Source organism: Streptomyces sp. NPDC096324, from assembly GCF_044763015.1.
GTDB lineage: Bacteria > Actinomycetota > Actinomycetes > Streptomycetales > Streptomycetaceae > Streptomyces.
In genome coordinates this window covers 388,901-405,894 of the sequence record NZ_JBIWFK010000002.1, presented here as the reverse complement: position 1 = coordinate 405,894, position 16,994 = coordinate 388,901, and the positions used below count along the sequence as shown (strand labels likewise).

Annotated in this window: 14 protein-coding genes; 9 read left to right on the top strand and 5 right to left on the bottom strand. The window is 71.7% G+C overall.

The genetic code is table 11. The annotated features are described in order from the left end of the window. Positions 1–42 precede the first annotated feature (42 nt). Entirely contained in the window at positions 43–885 is an 843-nt protein-coding gene (locus ACIQ7M_RS05285; protein WP_355763712.1) for an MOSC N-terminal beta barrel domain-containing protein, read from the bottom strand. A 45-nt stretch (positions 886–930) separates the two neighbouring features. Further along, complete coding sequence (locus ACIQ7M_RS05280) at positions 931–1,356, bottom strand: DUF6643 family protein (RefSeq protein WP_355763715.1); 426 nt, start codon at positions 1,354–1,356, stop codon at positions 931–933. Between the two features lie 292 nt (positions 1,357–1,648). Here ACIQ7M_RS05280 and ACIQ7M_RS05275 point away from each other — a divergent pair, with 292 nt between their 5' ends. Then, positions 1,649–2,974, top strand: a complete 1,326-nt coding sequence (locus tag ACIQ7M_RS05275) for a TerD family protein (protein ID WP_403639910.1) — start codon at positions 1,649–1,651, stop codon at positions 2,972–2,974. 7 nt (positions 2,975–2,981) lie between these two features. On the opposite strand, the gene ACIQ7M_RS05270 is transcribed toward ACIQ7M_RS05275, so the two are convergent. After that, positions 2,982–4,157, bottom strand: a complete 1,176-nt coding sequence (locus ACIQ7M_RS05270) for a glycosyltransferase (RefSeq protein ID WP_403639907.1) — start codon at positions 4,155–4,157, stop codon at positions 2,982–2,984. A gap of 58 nt (positions 4,158–4,215) precedes the next feature. On the opposite strand from ACIQ7M_RS05270, the gene ACIQ7M_RS05265 reads away from it, so the two are divergent. Together ACIQ7M_RS05265 and ACIQ7M_RS05260 are read left to right on the top strand one after the other, a co-directional pair. Then, a complete protein-coding gene (locus tag ACIQ7M_RS05265) occupies positions 4,216–5,001 on the top strand; it encodes an aspartate/glutamate racemase family protein (protein WP_355763723.1) in 786 nt (261 codons plus the stop codon). Between the two features lie 222 nt (positions 5,002–5,223). Continuing rightward, the gene (locus ACIQ7M_RS05260; RefSeq protein ID WP_355763726.1) at positions 5,224–5,769 is read left to right on the top strand and encodes a hypothetical protein; all 546 of its coding nucleotides are present in this window, start codon (positions 5,224–5,226) and stop codon (positions 5,767–5,769) included. Positions 5,770–5,828: 59 nt separating this feature from the next. Here ACIQ7M_RS05260 and ACIQ7M_RS05255 read toward each other — a convergent pair whose 3' ends face one another. After that, entirely contained in the window at positions 5,829–6,890 is a 1,062-nt protein-coding gene (locus ACIQ7M_RS05255; protein ID WP_403639904.1) for an O-antigen ligase family protein, read from the bottom strand. Positions 6,891–7,128: 238 nt separating this feature from the next. Here ACIQ7M_RS05255 and lnt point away from each other — a divergent pair, with 238 nt between their 5' ends. The 4 genes from lnt (at position 7,129) to ACIQ7M_RS05235 (ending at position 12,242) form a co-directional block, all read left to right on the top strand. Further along, complete coding sequence (gene lnt, locus ACIQ7M_RS05250) at positions 7,129–8,742, top strand: apolipoprotein N-acyltransferase (RefSeq protein WP_403639901.1); 1,614 nt, start codon at positions 7,129–7,131, stop codon at positions 8,740–8,742. A gap of 94 nt (positions 8,743–8,836) precedes the next feature. Next, the gene (locus ACIQ7M_RS05245; RefSeq protein WP_403639898.1) at positions 8,837–9,310 is read left to right on the top strand and encodes an NUDIX hydrolase; all 474 of its coding nucleotides are present in this window, start codon (positions 8,837–8,839) and stop codon (positions 9,308–9,310) included. A 60-nt stretch (positions 9,311–9,370) separates the two neighbouring features. Then, positions 9,371–10,171 (top strand): 3-hydroxybutyrate dehydrogenase, encoded by an 801-nt coding sequence (locus ACIQ7M_RS05240; RefSeq protein ID WP_355766449.1) that lies wholly within the window; start codon positions 9,371–9,373, stop codon positions 10,169–10,171. 145 nt (positions 10,172–10,316) lie between these two features. Continuing rightward, entirely contained in the window at positions 10,317–12,242 is a 1,926-nt protein-coding gene (locus tag ACIQ7M_RS05235; RefSeq protein ID WP_403639895.1) for a helix-turn-helix domain-containing protein, read from the top strand. 88 nt (positions 12,243–12,330) lie between these two features. Here ACIQ7M_RS05235 and ACIQ7M_RS05230 read toward each other — a convergent pair whose 3' ends face one another. Continuing rightward, positions 12,331–13,716 carry an MFS transporter gene (locus tag ACIQ7M_RS05230; protein ID WP_386979696.1) on the bottom strand — a complete coding sequence of 462 codons (1,386 nt, stop codon included), beginning with the start codon at positions 13,714–13,716 and terminating at the stop codon, positions 12,331–12,333. Positions 13,717–13,932: 216 nt separating this feature from the next. Here ACIQ7M_RS05230 and ACIQ7M_RS05225 point away from each other — a divergent pair, with 216 nt between their 5' ends. After that, positions 13,933–14,409, top strand: coding sequence for a hypothetical protein (locus ACIQ7M_RS05225; protein WP_403639891.1), 477 nt, complete (start codon positions 13,933–13,935; stop codon positions 14,407–14,409). A 178-nt stretch (positions 14,410–14,587) separates the two neighbouring features. Then, positions 14,588–16,945, top strand: a complete 2,358-nt coding sequence (locus ACIQ7M_RS05220) for an FUSC family protein (protein ID WP_403639888.1) — start codon at positions 14,588–14,590, stop codon at positions 16,943–16,945. Positions 16,946–16,994 lie beyond the last annotated feature (49 nt).

The window sequence follows — 16,994 nt, the reverse complement described above, 5'->3', positions numbered from 1 at the left end:
GCCCAGCCGTAGGGTTCCCGGTGGCCAGGCTCTGGCGGGATGTCATCGGGCGGGCCGCTCCAGGACCGTGACCGGGTCGCCGACCCGCACCGAGCCGCGGTTCTCGGGCACCAGGTTCTGCCCGAACATCGCCTTTCCGCCGAAGCGCCGGTGCCGGGCGAGCGTACGCAGCGGCTCCTTGCCGCGCCGGGCGGTGTCCTGGTCGGTCGTGGTCACGATGCAACGGCCGCACATCTTGGTGACCCGGAACGTGACGTCACCGATGGCGATCCGGGACCAGCCGTCCTCGGCCCAGGCGTCGGTACCCGAGATGACGACGTTCGGCCGGAAGCGGCTCATCGGCACCGGGCCCTCCGCGGCCCGGTCTCCCCGCGCGATCAAGGAGTTGAGCGCGTCCAGCGATCCGAGTGTGGTGACGAGCAGCGGATAGCCGTCGGCGAAGCTGACGGTGTCGCCCGGCAGCGCGAACTCCGGGTCGACGGGCCGGCGGACGGCCGGATCGTCCATGTGGGCGAGACGCACCTCGGCGCCCACGTAACGGCTGCACCAGTCGTGCGCGGCGGCGTCGGCGAGGACGGCTTCCACCTTGTCGCCGAAGATCTCCACCGTGGTCGTACCGACGGTTTCGGTCACGGGCACGGCCACCGTCACCGGCTCGCGGTTCTCGGCGGAGAGACGGAGGCCGCCGCCGGAGAGTATCTCGGCGGCGGCCAGCGCCAGACGCGGCTGCTCGCGTTGCGTGACGACCTTTCCCCCGTCGTCGATCAGGACCCAGCGTCGGTCTCCGGCCAGCCCCCAGGGCTCGACCTCGACCTCCTGGAGCGACGTGCTCCGGAAGGCTTTGACCGGATGGACGTGAATCGAGTGCAGTACCGCGTTCCCCATGACCGCCATGGTGCCAGGAAGCACCGACAATCCGGTCAGGGGTGGTCAGTACCCGCGGTACTGCTGACCGTTGTACGGGTCCTGGTACGGAGCGGGGGCGGGCCGGGGAGCCGCGGGGCGCATGGCCTCGAAGCCCGAGGGGGCCGCCATCGGGCGGGGCTGCTGCGGCTGGGGGCTGGGATAGCCCCGGGGTGCGCCGGCCTGCTGCGGGATGTACGGCGCGGGAGCCTGCTGCAGCGGAGAGGGCTGCTGGGCCTGCTGGTAGCCGTAGGAAGAGGGGCCGGCCGGCAGCGCGGGGAGCGCGGACGGCAGTGCCGGGAGGTTGTTGCTCATGCCCGAGTCGTAGGCGGAAGGGACCCGGATCGGGGCGATCTGAGGGGTACCCCGCTCGGCGACGAGGGAGTCGTAGATCGGGGTGTCAGGGAAGGCGGAGTAGTAACCGCCGCCATAGGTGGAGCGGGGGGAGGTCATGGCACATAAGTTAAGCCCACGATGTGCTGGTTGGGGAGACCGATAAGAGGGTTGTTTTTTGGTGTCCGTGGTGACGTGGGATCCCCAATGCGAGCGAACTTGGCAAAAAAGGACGTCAAAGATGGTTGAGATCGTGTAAAGGCCCAGCCTCGGACGGGTTACCGGCGGTTGACCAGGATCTTCCTGTGAGAGCCATGGGAGTCGGCGGACCTGGGGATTAGGTTTGGCGGGAACGGAGCCGGGGGTCCGTTCGGGACTCGTACCGGCGCGGAGACACGTGATGGGGGCGTACATGTCAATGCCTAAGGGATCTAATGTTCCTGTCCCGACGAGCGCACTCAGGGTGGAATTGGGGTGGCGTTCAGGACAGGGGGTGCCCGACGTCGATGCGTCCGCCCTTCTCCTGGTGGCCGGAAAGGTCCGTTCGGACGGCGACTTCGTCTTCTACAACCAGCCGGCGCACTCCTCGGGCGCCGTGCGCCACGAGGGCAAGCGGAACGACGCCGGCCAGGTGACCGACACGCTGTCCGTCGACCTCGCGCGCGTGGAACCCGTCGTCGAGAACGTGGTCCTGGCCGCGTCGTCAGACGGCGGCTCCTTCGGGCGCGTACCCGGCCTGTACATCCGGGTGCTCGACACACGGGCCGGCACGGAGATCGCACGCTTCGACAGCACCGACGCGACCGTGGAGACCGCCTTCGTCCTGGGCGAGTTCTACCGGCGCCAGGGTGCCTGGAAGTTCCGCGCCGTCGGACAGGGCTACGGAAGCGGCCTCGAAGGGCTGGCCACCGACTACGGCATCACGGTGGACGAGCCGCAGCGCGCGGCCCCACCCGCCGCCGCGCCGCAGGGGCCCGCCACCCTCGTACAGGGGCCCCCGCCCCCCGTCGCGCCACCGGTCACCGCGCCGCCGGTCGCCCCGCCCGTCACCGTGCCGCCACCCACGGCCCCCCGGCCGCCCATGGCCCCTCCGGTGCCCGTCCGCCTCACCAAGGTCACACTGACCAAGGAGGCGCCCTCGGTCTCCCTCGCCAAACAGGGCGGCACGGGCGGCACCATGCGCGTGAACCTCAACTGGGAAGTGCGCAAGCAGTTCTCGGGCTGGGGCAGCAAACGCGGCCGGGCCGTCGCGATGCACGCGGACCTCGACCTCGACCTGTGCGCGCTGTACGAACTGTCCGACGGCCGCAAGGGAGTCGTACAGGCGCTCGGCAACGCCTTCGGGGCCCTGCACCAGCCGCCGTTCATACATCTCGACGGTGACGACCGGACCGGGGCCGTGGCCAGTGGTGAGAACCTGACCATCAACCTCGATCACAAGCAGAGCTTCCGGCGCATCCTCATCTTCGTGACCATCTACGAAGGCGCGCGCTCCTTCGCCGATCTGCACGCCACGGTCACCCTCCAGCCGCAGAACGGCGCGCCCATCGACTTCTCGCTCGACGAGTGCACGGTGCCCTCCACCGTCTGCGCGCTCGCCCTCATCACCGGCAACGGCGCCGACCTCGTCGTCCAGCGCGAGGCCCGGTACCTGGTACCCGCGCGCGGGGTGAGTCCCCAGCGCACCGTCGACCACGTGTACGGCTGGGGCATGAACTGGACGCCCGGCCGGAAATGACCCGTCCTCAGCTCTCGTCGAGGGCGGCGCCGGGGCGCGTGTAGGTGCGGCCCTTCCAGGCCGCGCCGCGCCCCCTGTAGTGCTGCACGGCGGAATCGACCGTCATGAGGAGATAGAGGAACGCGATGACCGGCAGCAGGGGAGCGAGCGCCAGCGGCTGCCGGTAATACCGGAGCATCGGTACGTAGGTCGCCGTCATCACCAGCCAGGCGAGCCCCCCGGCGGCGGCCGCCCCCGCGCTCCCGGCGACGAGGCCCGCCACCAGGGCGACCGGCGGCACCAGATACACCACGGCGAGCCCGGCGACCGTCCCCGCCAGCAGCAGAGGGTTGTGCCGCAGTTGGGCGTACGCGCTGCGCGAGACCATGCGCCACAGATCTCGCAGCCGCGGATAGGGGCGCACACTGTCCACCCGCTCCGCCAGGCCCAGCCAGATGTGGCCGCCGCTTCCCTTGACGGCACGGGCGAGCGCCACGTCGTCGATGACGGCGTGCCGGATCGCGTCCGGGATCCGTGCCCGCTCGGCGGTCTCCGCGCGCAGCAGGACGCATCCCCCCGCCGCGGCCGCCGTCCGCGCGCCCTTCACGGCGATGCGACGGAAGGGGTAGAGCTGCGCGAAGAAGTAGACGAAGGCGGGCACGACGAGCCGTTCCCACAGGCTCTCCACCCGCAGTCGAGCCATCTGCGAGACGAGGTCGAAGCCACCCGTGCGCGCCGCCGCCACCAGGAGCCGCAGGCTGTCCGGGGCGTGCGCGATGTCCGCGTCGGTCAGCAGGAGGAATTCGGGGTCCCGTGCGCGGGCGAGGCCGATGCCGTGGCGCACGGCCCACAGCTTGCCCGTCCAGCCTGCCGGCGGCTCACCCGGTGAGGCGACGGTGAGCGGCAGCCCGCCGTGCCGGCGCGCCAGCGCACGGGCCAGCTCGCCCGTGCCGTCCGAACTGCCGTCGTCGACGAGGACGATCTCGGCCCGCCCCGGATAGTCCTGGGCCAGGAGCGAGGGAAGGCTGTCCGGCAGGACGGCGGCCTCGTCCCGGGCCGGCACCACGACGCAGACAGAGGGCCAGTCCGACGGCTCACGGCAAGCGGGCAGCGTTACGTCCGTACGCCAGAAGAAGCCCTGACCGAGCAGCAGCCACAGCCACGCTGCCAGTGATCCGACGGCGATCCACAGGAGGGCGCTCACCCGCCGCAGTCTGCCCCACCGAGGTCGCCCGTCAACACGGATCGTCTATGGTGACCGGGTGAAGATCGCGCTCATGGACTCCGGAATCGGACTGCTCGCTGCTGCCGCCGCGGTGCGTCGACTGCGGCCCGACGCCGATCTCGTCCTCTCCTCCGACCCCGGCAGCATGCCCTGGGGACCCCGTACACCGGAAGACGTCACCGCACGTGCCCTCGCGGTCGCCGAGGCCGCCGCGCTGCACCGGCCCGACGCGCTGATCGTCGCCTGCAACACCGCTTCCGTACGCGCCCTGCCCGCTCTGCGCGCCCGCCTCGAACCGGAGGTGCCCGTCATCGGCACCGTTCCGGCCATCAAGCCGGCCGCCGCGGGCGGCGGACCCGTCGCGATCTGGGCCACGCCCGCCACCACGGGCAGCCCGTACCAGCGCGGACTGATCGAGGAGTTCGCCGCCGGAGTGGCGGTCACCGAGGTGGCCTGTCCCGGACTCGCGGCCGCCGTCGAGCACGCCGATCAGGCGGCCATCGACGCGGCGATCGAGGCGGCCGCGGCGCACACCCCCGAGGACGTGACGGCCGTCGTCCTGGGATGCACCCACTACGAACTCGTCGCCGAGCGCATCCGCGCCGCCGTCCAGCGCCCCGGCCACCCGCCGCTCGTGCTGCACGGTTCCGCCGGAGCGGTCGCCGCCCAGGCACTGCGCCGCATCGGCGAGCTGCCGGACCCCGGAGCCCCCGCGGACTCCACGGTCGTCGTGCTTCAGGGCGGCCGCGAGGGCGCGCTGCCCGCCACGGCGCTCACCTACGAGGAAGGCCGCATCCTGTCGGCGGTCAGCCCCGCACGCTGAGCGACGGAAACCGCGCCCGCACATCACCTCGCCGTACCGTCCCGGTGCCGTCCCCGTTTGAGGACGTCCGGCCCTGGACACCCGTGGAACACAGGCTGACACCCGCTCCACGGGCACATTAGGTCACCGCCAGGGCACCTTCGGTGGGACCCTCGTCCACCCGGCCGAGTCACGCTCCGCGATCCGGTGCCCGCAGAGCGGAATCTGAGTACTCTCATGGGCATGAGGGACCACCCCCACGGCGAAACCTCCTCGCACCCGGCTATCTGGACCGGGCGCGCGAGGAACCGTGTCCAGTGGCTGCCCGCCCTGGGCGGCGTGGCCTGTCTGGCTCTCGGGATCGAGCTGGCCGTCAGCTCCGGCGGGACGTCGGGAACGGCACCGCTGGTCATGTCCGTCGTCGGATGCATCGCCGCCGGACTGCTCATCCTCTTCGGCACGCTCGCCTTCGTACACGTCGCCGTGCGGGTGGACGAGGACTGTCTGGAGGTGCGCTGCGGCCACATGGGGCTGCCGCGCCGCCGCATCCCGCTCTCCACGGTCGTCGGAGCCGACTTCGCACCCCAGGTCACCCCGCGTCAGTGGGGCGGCTGGGGGTATCGCTGGCGCCCTGAGCAGGGAACCGCCGTCGTCGTCCGGCGCGGCGAGGGCATGGTGCTGCGCCTGGGTGACGGCCACACGTTCACGATCACCGTGGACAACGCCGAGGCGGCGGTCCGGATCATCCGCGGCCGGCTGCGTCCGGACACGACCGGCGTGGGGCGCTGAGAGGCTGTCCGGCCGTCAGACACGTATCGGGGTGACCGCCGGAGTGCGCGCCCCGGGGATCACTCACGTATCGAAGTGACCGTCGAGCCGTCGGCCCCGGCCCGCACGCCGTCCGGCTCCGCCGGTGCGAGCGGCCGCGCGGTCGCGAACCCGGCCAGCAGTCCCGCACCCGCGGTCACCGTCATGAAGCTCAGCGCGTTGCCGATCGACGCTATCGCGGCCACCGCCGTCAGGGCCGCGCCCGCCGTCAGCACGATCGGCGTGGGGCGCGGCGAGCGCAGAAGCGCGTACAGGACCCAGCAGAACGCCGCCGCGAGCAGGGCCACTCCGGTCAGCCCCTGCTCGGCGGCCTGCTGCAGGGGTGCGGAGTGAGGTTTGCCGTCGGGCAGCAGGGACTGGGCGACCGTCGGACTGAGCGCTCCGTAGCGGCCGGGCCCGACCCCCAGACCGGGATCGGTACGGGCCATGCGCAGGGCGTCGTGCCACAGGAGAACGCGGTGCTCGGTGAGCAGTCCCTCCAGGGAGGCGGTCAGTCCGCCCGGCAGCGCGTCCTCGCCGATCGCCCAGGTCGCCCCGGTCACCAGAGCCGTGCCGGCCGCGAACCCCGTGAGTCCGAGGGCCCGGTGGTGTACCCGCGCGGTGGCGAGCGAACAGAGCAGGACCCCGGTGCAGGTGACGACTCCGGTGGTGGAACCGAGGAGTGCCGCCGTCACCGCGGTCCCGGCGGCCGCCAGACGCAGCGCGAACCGCGGGGCGGCGGCGCGCGCCGCCCAGGCCGCGCAGCACGCGGCTCCGCAGGAGAGGGTGAGCAGGGCGGCCGTGGCACCGGTGTGACCGAGCTGCAGGCTGATCTGCGGGCCGGGCGTGGCGATCGCGAGGCCGAGTCCGGCCGCCGCCGCGGCGCAGGGGGCGGCCACCGGCAGGAGCGCCGCGGAGATCCGCCCCGCGGCGTAGCCCGCCGTCACGGCGAGCACCGCGAGCAGCATGCCTTCGGGCCTGCCCTCGTGCGCCGCCGCCGTGATCAGCGACCAGGCGGCGCAGGCCACGAGCACGACCATGCCGACGACGTCCGACGCGCTGCGTCTTTCGCCCGTGGCCACCTCTTCGGCCGAGGACGTCATCCCCGCGGAACCCACCCCCGTCGCCCCCCGACTGTGCCCGCCCCGGGCGCCGTCACCGCATCAGGCCGCACGTCAGAGGCTCGGCCACACGGTAACGGGTGGTGCGCCGGTTTGGGGACCGTTGTGCAGGAACGTTGCGGCAGGTCCGTACGAGGAGACCTGTCAAGGGGTGTTCCGCCCACCGGGACCCGGCGGACCGAGCTGTCCGCGCCCAGGTCAGGCGCCGTACACTCCCCGAGTGACCGCCACCGCAACCACCGTAGACGAGCCGGAACAGCTCGAACCCCAGGTCGCGCCCGCCTCGCGCGGGTCCGCCCTGGTCCGTCGCCTCGTTCCGGCCGCCGCCGCCGCGCTCTCCGGAGTGCTGCTGTACGTCAGCTTCCCGCCACGGACCCTGTGGTGGCTCGCCCTGCCGGCCTTCGCGGTCTTCGGATGGATCCTGCGCGGTCGCTCCTGGAAGGCCGGACTCGGCCTCGGCTATCTCTTCGGCCTCGGATTCCTGCTCCCGCTGCTGGTCTGGACCGGCGTCGAGGTCGGCTCCGGGCCCTGGCTCGCGCTCGTCGCGGTGGAGGCCGTCTACGTCGCGCTGGTCGGCGCGGGGATCACCTTCGTCTCCCGGCTGCCCGGGTGGCCGCTCTGGGCGGCCGCCCTCTGGATCGCCGGAGAGGCGGCACGCGCGCGTGCGCCCTTCGGCGGCTTCCCCTGGGGGAAGATCGCGTTCGGACAGGCCGACGGTGTCTTCCTGCCGCTCGCCGCGGTCGGTGGCACCCCGGTCCTCGGCTTCGGCGTCGTGCTGTGCGGCTTCGGGCTCTACGAGATCGTCCGCCTCGCCCTCGAACGGCGTGCCACCGGCGTCCTGCGCCGCGGCGCTGCCGTCGTCGCCCTGCTCGCCGTCGCAGTCCCCGTCGTCGGAGCGCTCGCCGCGCGGGTGCTCGTCAGCGACAAGGCCGAGGACGGCACCGCGACGGTCGCGGTCATCCAGGGCAACGTCCCGCGCGCGGGACTCGACTTCAACGCCCAGCGGCGCGCCGTCCTCGACCACCACGTGCGCGAGACCGAGCGCCTGGCCGCCGAGGTCAAGGCGGGCAAGGTCGCCAAGCCCGACCTGGTGCTGTGGCCGGAGAACTCCTCCGACATCGACCCCTTCGCCAACTCCGACGCGAGCATCGTGATCGAGCAGGCGGCCAAGGCGATCGGCGCCCCCGTCTCCGTCGGCGCGGTCGTCGAGCGGAACGGCAAGCTCTACAACGAGCAGATCCTGTGGGACCCGGAGAAGGGCCCGGTGGACACCTACGACAAGCGGCAGGTCCAGCCGTTCGGCGAGTACCTTCCGCTGCGTCCGCTGCTCAACGCCATCAACAAGAACTGGACCAGCATGGTCCGCCAGGACTTCAGCCGCGGCAGCAAGCCCGGTGTGTTCACGATGAACGGCACCGGCGTCGGGCTCGTCACCTGCTACGAGGCGGCGTTCGACTGGGCCGTGCGCAGCACCGTCACCGACGGCGCGCAGATCATCTCGGTGCCCAGCAACAACGCGACCTTCGACCGCAGCGAGATGACCTACCAGCAGCTCGCCATGTCCCGCGTCCGCGCCGTCGAGCACAGCCGCACCGTCACGGTGCCCGTGACGAGCGGCGTCAGCGCCGTGATCATGCCCGACGGGAAGATCACCCAGAGGACCGGGATGTTCGTCGCCGACTCGCTGGTCCAGAAGGTTCCGCTGCGTTCCTCGGAGACCCCGGCCACCAAGCTCGGCATCGTCCCCGAGATCATCCTGGTGCTCGTCGCGGCGGGCGGCCTCGGCTGGGCCGCCACGACGGCGGTCCGCTCGCGGCGCGGCACCGGCGCCTAGGACCTGTCCGGTCACTCACGACGGAGGGCGCGGCCGGCACCTGCCGGCCGTCCTGCGCGCGGGGCGCCGGAGTCGCGCGGATAGGGTCGGGGCCATGCCTACTCCCGACTTCATCCGCGAGATCCGTGCCTTCGCCGGCCACCAGCTCCTCTGGCTCCCCGGCGTCAGTGTCGTGGTCCTCGACGACGAGGGCAGGATTCTGCTCGGCCAGCGCTCGGACAGCCACAAGTGGGCGCTGATCTCCGGCATCCCCGAGCCGGGGGAGCAGCCCGCCGCCTGCGCGGTGCGCGAGGTGTACGAGGAGACGGCCGTCCACGTCGAGGTCGAACGCGTCGTGATGATCCAGGCCGGGGGACAGGTGACCTTCCCCAACGGCGACGTCTGCCAGTTCATGGACACCACGCTCCGCTGCCGTGCCGTAGGCGGTGAAGCCCGTGTCAACGACGACGAGTCGCTCCAGGTCGGCTGGTTCGCCGTGGACGCGCTGCCGAAACTGGACGACTACGCGCTCGTCCGGATCAAGCAGGCGCTGCTCGACGAACCCACATGGTTCGAGCCCATGACCTGAAGACGAAGTGTGTGCGCTGACCACATCGGACGGGATCTGGGCGCTGCCTAGGGTCGAGGCATGACCGCGCCCAGCGCCCTTCCGGGCCCCCACGCCTTCAACCTCGACCTCGGCGGACGCACCGCGCTCGTCACCGGAGCCGCGAGCGGCATCGGCCGCGCCTGCGCGCTGCGGCTCGCCGCCGCCGGCGCCAAGGTGAGAGCGGTCGACCGGGACGCCGAAGGTCTGGAAACCCTCGCCGAGCGGACGCACGGCCTGGCCGGGACGGTCGAGCCGCACGTCCTCGACCTCACCGACCTCGACGCGGCGGAACAGGCCGCGGCCGGCACCGACGTCCTCGTGAACAACGCCGGACTGCAACTGGTCCGCCCCCTCGAGGAATTTCCGCCCGACGTCTTCCACACGGTGCTGACCGTGATGCTGGAAGCCCCGTTCCGGCTCATCCGCGGCGCCCTGCCCCACATGTACGGGCAGGGCTGGGGCCGCATCGTCAATGTCTCCTCGGTCCACGGCCTGCGCGCCTCGGCGTTCAAATCGGCGTACGTCGCCGCGAAACACGGACTCGAAGGGCTGTCGAAGACCGCGGCCCTGGAAGGCGCGCCCCACGGAGTCACCTCGAACTGTGTGAACCCCGCCTACGTGCGCACCGCGCTCGTCGAGAAGCAACTGGCCGATCAGGCGCGCACGCACGGCATCCCCCGGGAGCGCGTCCTGACCGAGATCATGCTGCGGGACAGCGCGGTCAAGCGGCTCATCGAGCCGGAGGAGGTCGCGGAAGCGGTGGCCTACCTCTGCGGACCGCAGGCGGCCTTCATGACCGGAACATCGCTGGCGCTGGACGGGGGCTGGACCGCGCACTGAGCCGGAGCCCGGCCTCCTCCCCCTCCCGCCCGCGAAGCGTGCCGCATCCGGGCCGGGGACGATTCGTCCAGCAGGCCGAGGTCCCTCCGCGGATGGTTGTCCACAGGGCCGGGGTGCCGACCCGCATATGCGCGATCCTGTTGCCATGCCCAGCGATCACCTGCCATCAGCCGAGCGCTCCGCCGACAGCGTGGAAGCGCCGTTCCTGGAACTCCTGACCCGAGGAGCGACCGCCGACGCCTACGAGCAGCCGGTGCTGCTCGCCCGCGCCGAGGGCCTGCCCGACCGGCACGTCGCCGCGCTCGAACAGGCCAAGCTGCTCGCGCTGCGCGTGCGCACGGAGATAGAAGGACGGCGCCGCCGCGAGGCCGAGCTCTCCGCGCTCTTCGAGACCGCGCACGACCTCGCGGGCCTGCGGGATCTCGACGCCGTCCTGCGGGCGATCGTGCAGCGGGCGCGGTCGCTGCTGGGCACGGACATCGCGTATCTCAGCCTGAACGACGCGACCAGGGGTGACACCTACATGCGTGTCACCGAGGGCTCGGTCGCCGCGCGCTTCCAGCAGTTGCGGCTCGGCATGGGAGAGGGGCTCGGCGGACTCGTCGCACAGACCGCCCGCCCGTACGTCACCGACGACTACTTCAAGGACGAGCGCTTCCAGCACACCCGGACCATCGACGCGGGCGTGCAGGACGAGGGGCTCGTCGCGATCCTCGGCGTGCCGCTGATGATCGGGCCCCAGGTCATCGGCGTGCTGTTCGCCGCGGACCGCAGGGCCCGGGTCTTCGAGCGCGAGCAGATCGCCCTGCTCGGCTCCTTCGCGGCCCTGGCCGCGGCCGCCATCGACACGGCGAACGCACTCACCGAGACACGCTCCGCCCTGGACCGCCTGGGCCGGGCCAACGAGATCATCCAGGACCGCAGCGCGGTCATCGAACGCGCCTCGGACGTCCACGACCGGCTGGCCGAACTCGTGCTGCGCGGCGGGGGAGTGCACGACGTCGCCGCCGCGGTGTCCGAAGTCCTGGACGGCACGGTCGAGTTCACGGAGCCGGGCAGCACACCGACAGTGGCCGTGGAGGCGGCCCGCGCCGACGGCCATGCCGTACGGCACGGCGACGACTGGGTCGCCGCGGTGGCGGCGGGAGGCGAACTGCTCGGCGCGCTGGCACTGCGCGGGCATCCGGGTCTCGACCCCGTCGACCAGCGCACCCTGGAGCGCGCCGCGATGGTCACCTCACTGCTCCTGCTCGCCAGACGCTCGGCCTCCGAAGCCGAGCAGCGGGTGCGCGGCGAGCTGCTGGACGACCTGTTGGAGGGTCGGGACCGCGATCCGGGGCTGCTGCGGGCGAGGGCGGCGCGGCTGCACGCCGATCTCGACGGACCCCATGTCGTGCTCGCGGCCCGGCTCGACGTCGTGGCCGCCGACGCCGGCCAGGAGGCGGGCGCGCGCAGACGGCTCTGGTCGGCCGCGTCCCACCTCGCCGCCACCCGTCACGGACTGGCCGCTTCCCGCGACGGAGGCACCGTCCTGCTGCTCCCGCTCGGCCCCGGCGACACGGCGACGACACTGGCCCGCCGCACGGCGAAGGAACTGGGCACCGCCGTTCAGGAGGCGGTGACCGTGGGTGCCTCCGCACCCTTCGACCGGCTCGCCGCCCAGCCCGAGGCGGTGGCCACGGCCTACACGGAGGGGCAGCGCTGCCTGGAAGCGCTGCGCCTGCTCGGCCGGACCGGGGACGGCGCGGCGGCCGAGGACTTCGGGTTCCTTGGACTGCTGCTCGCCGGAGACCGGGACATCTCCGGCTTCGTCGCCCGGACGATCGGCGGGGTCGTCGCCTACGACGAACGGCGCGGCACCGACCTGCTGCGCACCCTGGACGCGTACTTCGCCAGCGGCATGAGCCCGGCCCGCACGAAGGACACCCTGCACGTCCATGTGAACACGGTGGCGCAGCGGCTCGAGCGGGTGGGGCGTCTGCTCGGGGACGACTGGCAGAGCCCGGCCCGCATATTGGAGATCCAACTGGCCCTGAGACTGCACTGGTTGTCGTCGGACGGGCCGCGCTGATCCCCGCACGCGACATTGCGTACGGGGATCAGGAACCGCGGGCCGGGGTCGGACCGTGCGGGCCGGCGTCAGACCGTGTGGGCCGGCGTCAGACCGTGTGGGCGTCCGCCGGCGCGACCGGAGCCGGCCGGTCGTCGGTCACGGCGTCGACGGCGGACAGGTCGCGGTCGCGGGTCTCCTTGGCGAAGCCCACCGCGATCAGGGTCAGGACGACCGCCCCGATCACATACAGGGAGATGGGAGTGGAGCTGTCGTAGGAGGAGAGGAGGGCCGTCGCGATGAGGGGCGCGGGCGCGCCCGCCGCGACGGAGGCGAACTGGGCCCCGATGGAGGCACCCGAGTAGCGCATCCGGGTCGCGAACATCTCGGAGAAGAAGGCGGCCTGGGGCGCGTACATGGCGCCGTGCAGGACCAGGCCCACGGTGACGGCGAGGATCAGGTTCGCGAAGCCGCCGGTGTCGATGAGGGAGAAGAAAGGGAACATCCAGAGACCGACGCCCGCGGCGCCGAGCAGATAGACGGGGCGGCGGCCGATGCGGTCGGAGAGGGCGCCCCAAGCCGGGATCACGGCGAAGTGCACGGCGGAGGCGATGAGAACGGCGTTGAGCGCGGTCTGCTTGGAGACGCCGGCGGAGGTGGTGGCGTACACGAGGATGAAGGCGGTGATCACGTAGTAGCTGATGTTCTCGGCCATGCGGGCGCCCATCGCGACGAGCACGTCACGCCAGTGGTGGCGCAGGACGGAGACCAACGGGAGCTTCTCGGGCTCGTCCGTCCCGGCCGACTTGCGGGCCTCGGACCGCGCCAGCGCCTCCTTGAAGACGGGCGATTCATCGACAGACAGACGAATCCACAAACCGACGACGACCAGGACCCCGGAGAGGAGGAACGGGACGCGCCAGCCCCAGGAGAGGAAGGTGCTGTCCGACTGTGTGGCGGTGAGCAGCGACAGCACACCGGTCGCCAGGAGCTGGCCGGCCGGAGCGCCGGTCTGCGGCCATGACGCCCAGAACCCCCTGCGCTTGGCGTCACCGTGCTCGGACACCAGCAGAACCGCGCCGCCCCACTCGCCGCCCAACGCGAAGCCCTGCACCAGACGCAGGGTGGTGAGCAGGACGGGAGCCGCCGCGCCGACGGTGGCGTGGGTGGGCAGCAGACCGATCGCGAACGTCGCCCCGCCCATCAGCAGCAGACTCAGCACCAGCAGCCGCTTGCGGCCGAGCCGGTCACCGAAGTGCCCGAAGACGAGCGCGCCAAGCGGGCGGGCCGCGAACCCGACCGCGTACGTGAGGAAGGACAGCAGCGTGCCGACGAGCGGGTCGGAGTCGGGGAAGAACAGCTTGTTGAAGACCAGGGCGGCGGCCGAGCCGTAGAGGAAGAAGTCGTACCACTCGATGGTGGTGCCGATGAGACTGGCGGCGACGATGCGCTTCAGGTTGGCGGATGTCGGGGGAGCGGATGCTGCGGAGGCCATGTGCGCCACTTCCTCGTGTGCGGTGGGGACGGGTACGTGTCGGCACACCGTAGGAACAGCCAGTTCAGGCGCACATGTGATGGGACAACATAGTTCCGGGGGCGTCTGTGCGTGCGGCCACCATGTCGGCTCACGGAAGGGCGGTTGGCGTCCTTGCGCGGGAACCGACTGCTCATTCATCGCGTCAAGTGCAACTGGTAACGGAGAAAGGCGCATATGAAAAGACTGGCCCTTTCCTTCGGCAGCGGCCTGCTGGTCGCCGGGATCACCGCAGTCGTGTGGTGGAACGGGTTCCGCGAGCCCTATGCCATGGCCGATGCCCCCAGGGTCGACGTGACGGTGCGCGCGGAAAAGTCCAGGTACCCCGACGTACGGGAGACGGCCGAGGACGTCGACACTCTCGTGCGGGTCTACGTCCAGCGGCTCAAGGGCGGAGACGCGAAGGGAATCGCGGAGCTCGCCGGGCCCGCCTACGAGCGGCCCGGGCCTGCCGCGGCACAGTACGTGCGCACGTACGGCCGGGCGGCGGGCGGCCCCGTCGAGGTCACCGTACGGGAGGGGGTCGTCAGCTACTTCAACCCGGTGACGGTGACGTACGAGGACACCGGTCAGCGGCAGGAACTGCTCCTGGTGAAGGACGACGGGCACTGGTGGATAGGCCTCGGCAAGGGCGATCCCGCAGCGGGCATGTAGCGACAACCGCGGACGACAGCGCTTGCGGCACGGCCTCCTCTCCGCGAGGGGCGACGCCTCGCGGCGGAACCAGGGTCGCGCGACCCTCCCGGGGTCGGAACCTGACGTGTCTTCAAAGGACGAGCTGTCAGAGTGACGTGACGTGCGAGAGACCGGATGTGTCTGGGAGGCGTCTGCTGTGAACGTCCTGCGGTCCCTCCTTCGGCGCGACGCGGGTCTGACCGCGCTCCGCAGGTCTGTCAGAGCCGCGATCGTCGCTCCCGGCCTCTTCGCCGTCGCGATGGCGATCACGGACAGCCCGGTCGTCCCGCTCTTCGCGGCGTTCGGGTCGATCGCGATGCTGCTGTTCGTGGAGTTCGCGGGGCCCATGCGCGACCGGCTCGTCGAACAGGCCGCACTCGTCGTGACGGGCGCCGTGCTGATCTCCCTCGGAACGCTGGTCTCCCGCGAGGTATGGCTGTGCACCGTCGCCACGGCGGTCGTCAGCTTCGTCGTGCTGTTCTCCGGTGTCGTCAGCTCGGCCCTGGCGGGCGCCTCCACCCCCTTGCTCGTGAGTTTCGTCCTGGCCGCCACCCTTCCCGGGACGGCACAGGCGATCCCGGACCGGCTCGCCGGCTGGGGTCTGGCCGGTGTGACCTCGCTCCTCGCCGTCCGGCTGCTGTGGCCCACTCCCGTGCGTGAACCGCTGCGGAACGCCACCGCCAACGCGTGCCGAGCGCTCGCCGTACAGCTCAGGGCCGAGGCGGACTGCGTACTGCGCGGCTTCGGCACGGCGGACCGCACGGCGCTCGACACGATCGTGGGCGAGGCGAGCGACGCGGTGACGGCGCTGCGCGAGGCGTACTTCGCCACCCCCTACCGGCCGACGGGCCTCTCCACGTCCACCCGCGTCCTGATCCGTCTGGTCGACGAGGTGCTGCTGCTCGCCACGGTCCTGGACCGTGTGTCCGTGGGCGAGAAGGCGACCCCCTCGGACGCGGTCGTCTGCGGGGTGAAGACGGCCGCCGCGGATCTGCTGCGAGCGAGCGCGGAGGCGCTGTCCACGACTGACGACCAGGAGCCCGGACACCTGACTCCGTTGCAGGAACGCCTTGCCCTGACCCGGTCGGCGATGGAGAACACCGTCACCTCGTTCCGGCCGGTCACCACCGATAGCCGTCGGGCCGGGCAGCCCGAGGACGACAGACGGCCGGATCCGACCGCGACACGCTTCGTGAGCTCGCTGGAACCGAGCTTCCGCGCCCAGGAGATGAGCTTCGCGGTCTCCGCCATCGCCAGGAACGTCGAGCTGATCCTCGCGGCGCGCGGGCGCAGCCTGTGGCAGCGGCTCATCGGACAACGCCCCGAAGGCGCTGCCTCGACCCTGGCCTCGGCCCAGGAACGCGCGGGTGCGCACACCGAGCGACACTCGGCGTGGCTGCGCAACAGCGTCCGCGGCGCGATCGCGCTGGCTCTCGCCGTGCTGGTCGCCGAGCAGTCGGGTGTGCAGCACAGCTTCTGGGTGGCCTTCGGAACCCTGGCCGTCCTGCGCTCCAGTGCCGTGCTGACCGGGCAGAACTCGCTGCGGGCGATCGCCGGCACCGCGGTCGGCATCCTCATCGGTGGTGGACTGATCTACCTCATCGGATCGAACACCCCGTTCCTCTGGGTCCTGCTCCCCGTGGCCGTGCTCTTCACCGGCCTCGCCCCGGCGACCATCTCCTTCGCCGCGGGCCAGGCCGGCTTCACCGTCTCGATCCTGATCCTGTTCAACCTCCTCGAACCCGTCGGCTGGCGCGTGGGAATCGTGCGGATCGAGGACGTCGCGATCGGATGCGCCGTGAGCGTCGTCGTGGGAACGCTGTTCTGGCCCCGCGGTGCTGCGCCTCTCCTCGGGCACGCCCTCGCGGAGGGGTTCTCGGAGAGCACCCGGTATCTGCGCGGCGCGATCGGCTACGGCGTGACCCGCTGCGACAGTCTCGTACGGACCGCTCCGCTCCCGGACGAGGAGCGCTACCGTGCCGCGGCGGCGGCCCGGCGACTGGACGACGCCTTCCGGGGGTTCCTCGCGGAACGCGGCACCAAGCACCTCCCGCTGACCGACGTCACCACCCTGGTCACCGCCGTCGCCGTGCTCCGGCTCACCGCTGACGCCGTACTCGACCTGTGGGAGCGGGACCAGGGGCAGTCGGGTGCCGACCGTACGGCCGCGCGCTCGGAGATCGATCGCTCGGGGGACGCGCTGCTCTCCTGGTACGAGGCGACGGCGAACGCCATGACAGGGTCCGGCGACGTGCCCGAGGCACAGCCCAGGGATGTCGGGGCCGACGAACGGCTGATCCACGCGGTCGAGCGTGACCTCGTCGACGGGAGGAGCGAGCAGTCACCGACCGCCATCCGGGTCGTATGGACCGCCGACCATCTCGAGGCGGCGCGGCGGCTGCAGCGACTCGTACTGAAGCCGGCCCGTGCCGTGGCCGAACGGCAGCGCGAACACAACGCCCGCCTGGGCCTGTTCCGGCCCTCCGCACGCCCCCACGGGAACGGGACACGCTGAACCGGCTTGGCTCCGGGCGGCGCACGGCAGTCGATTGCCGCTCGGCAAC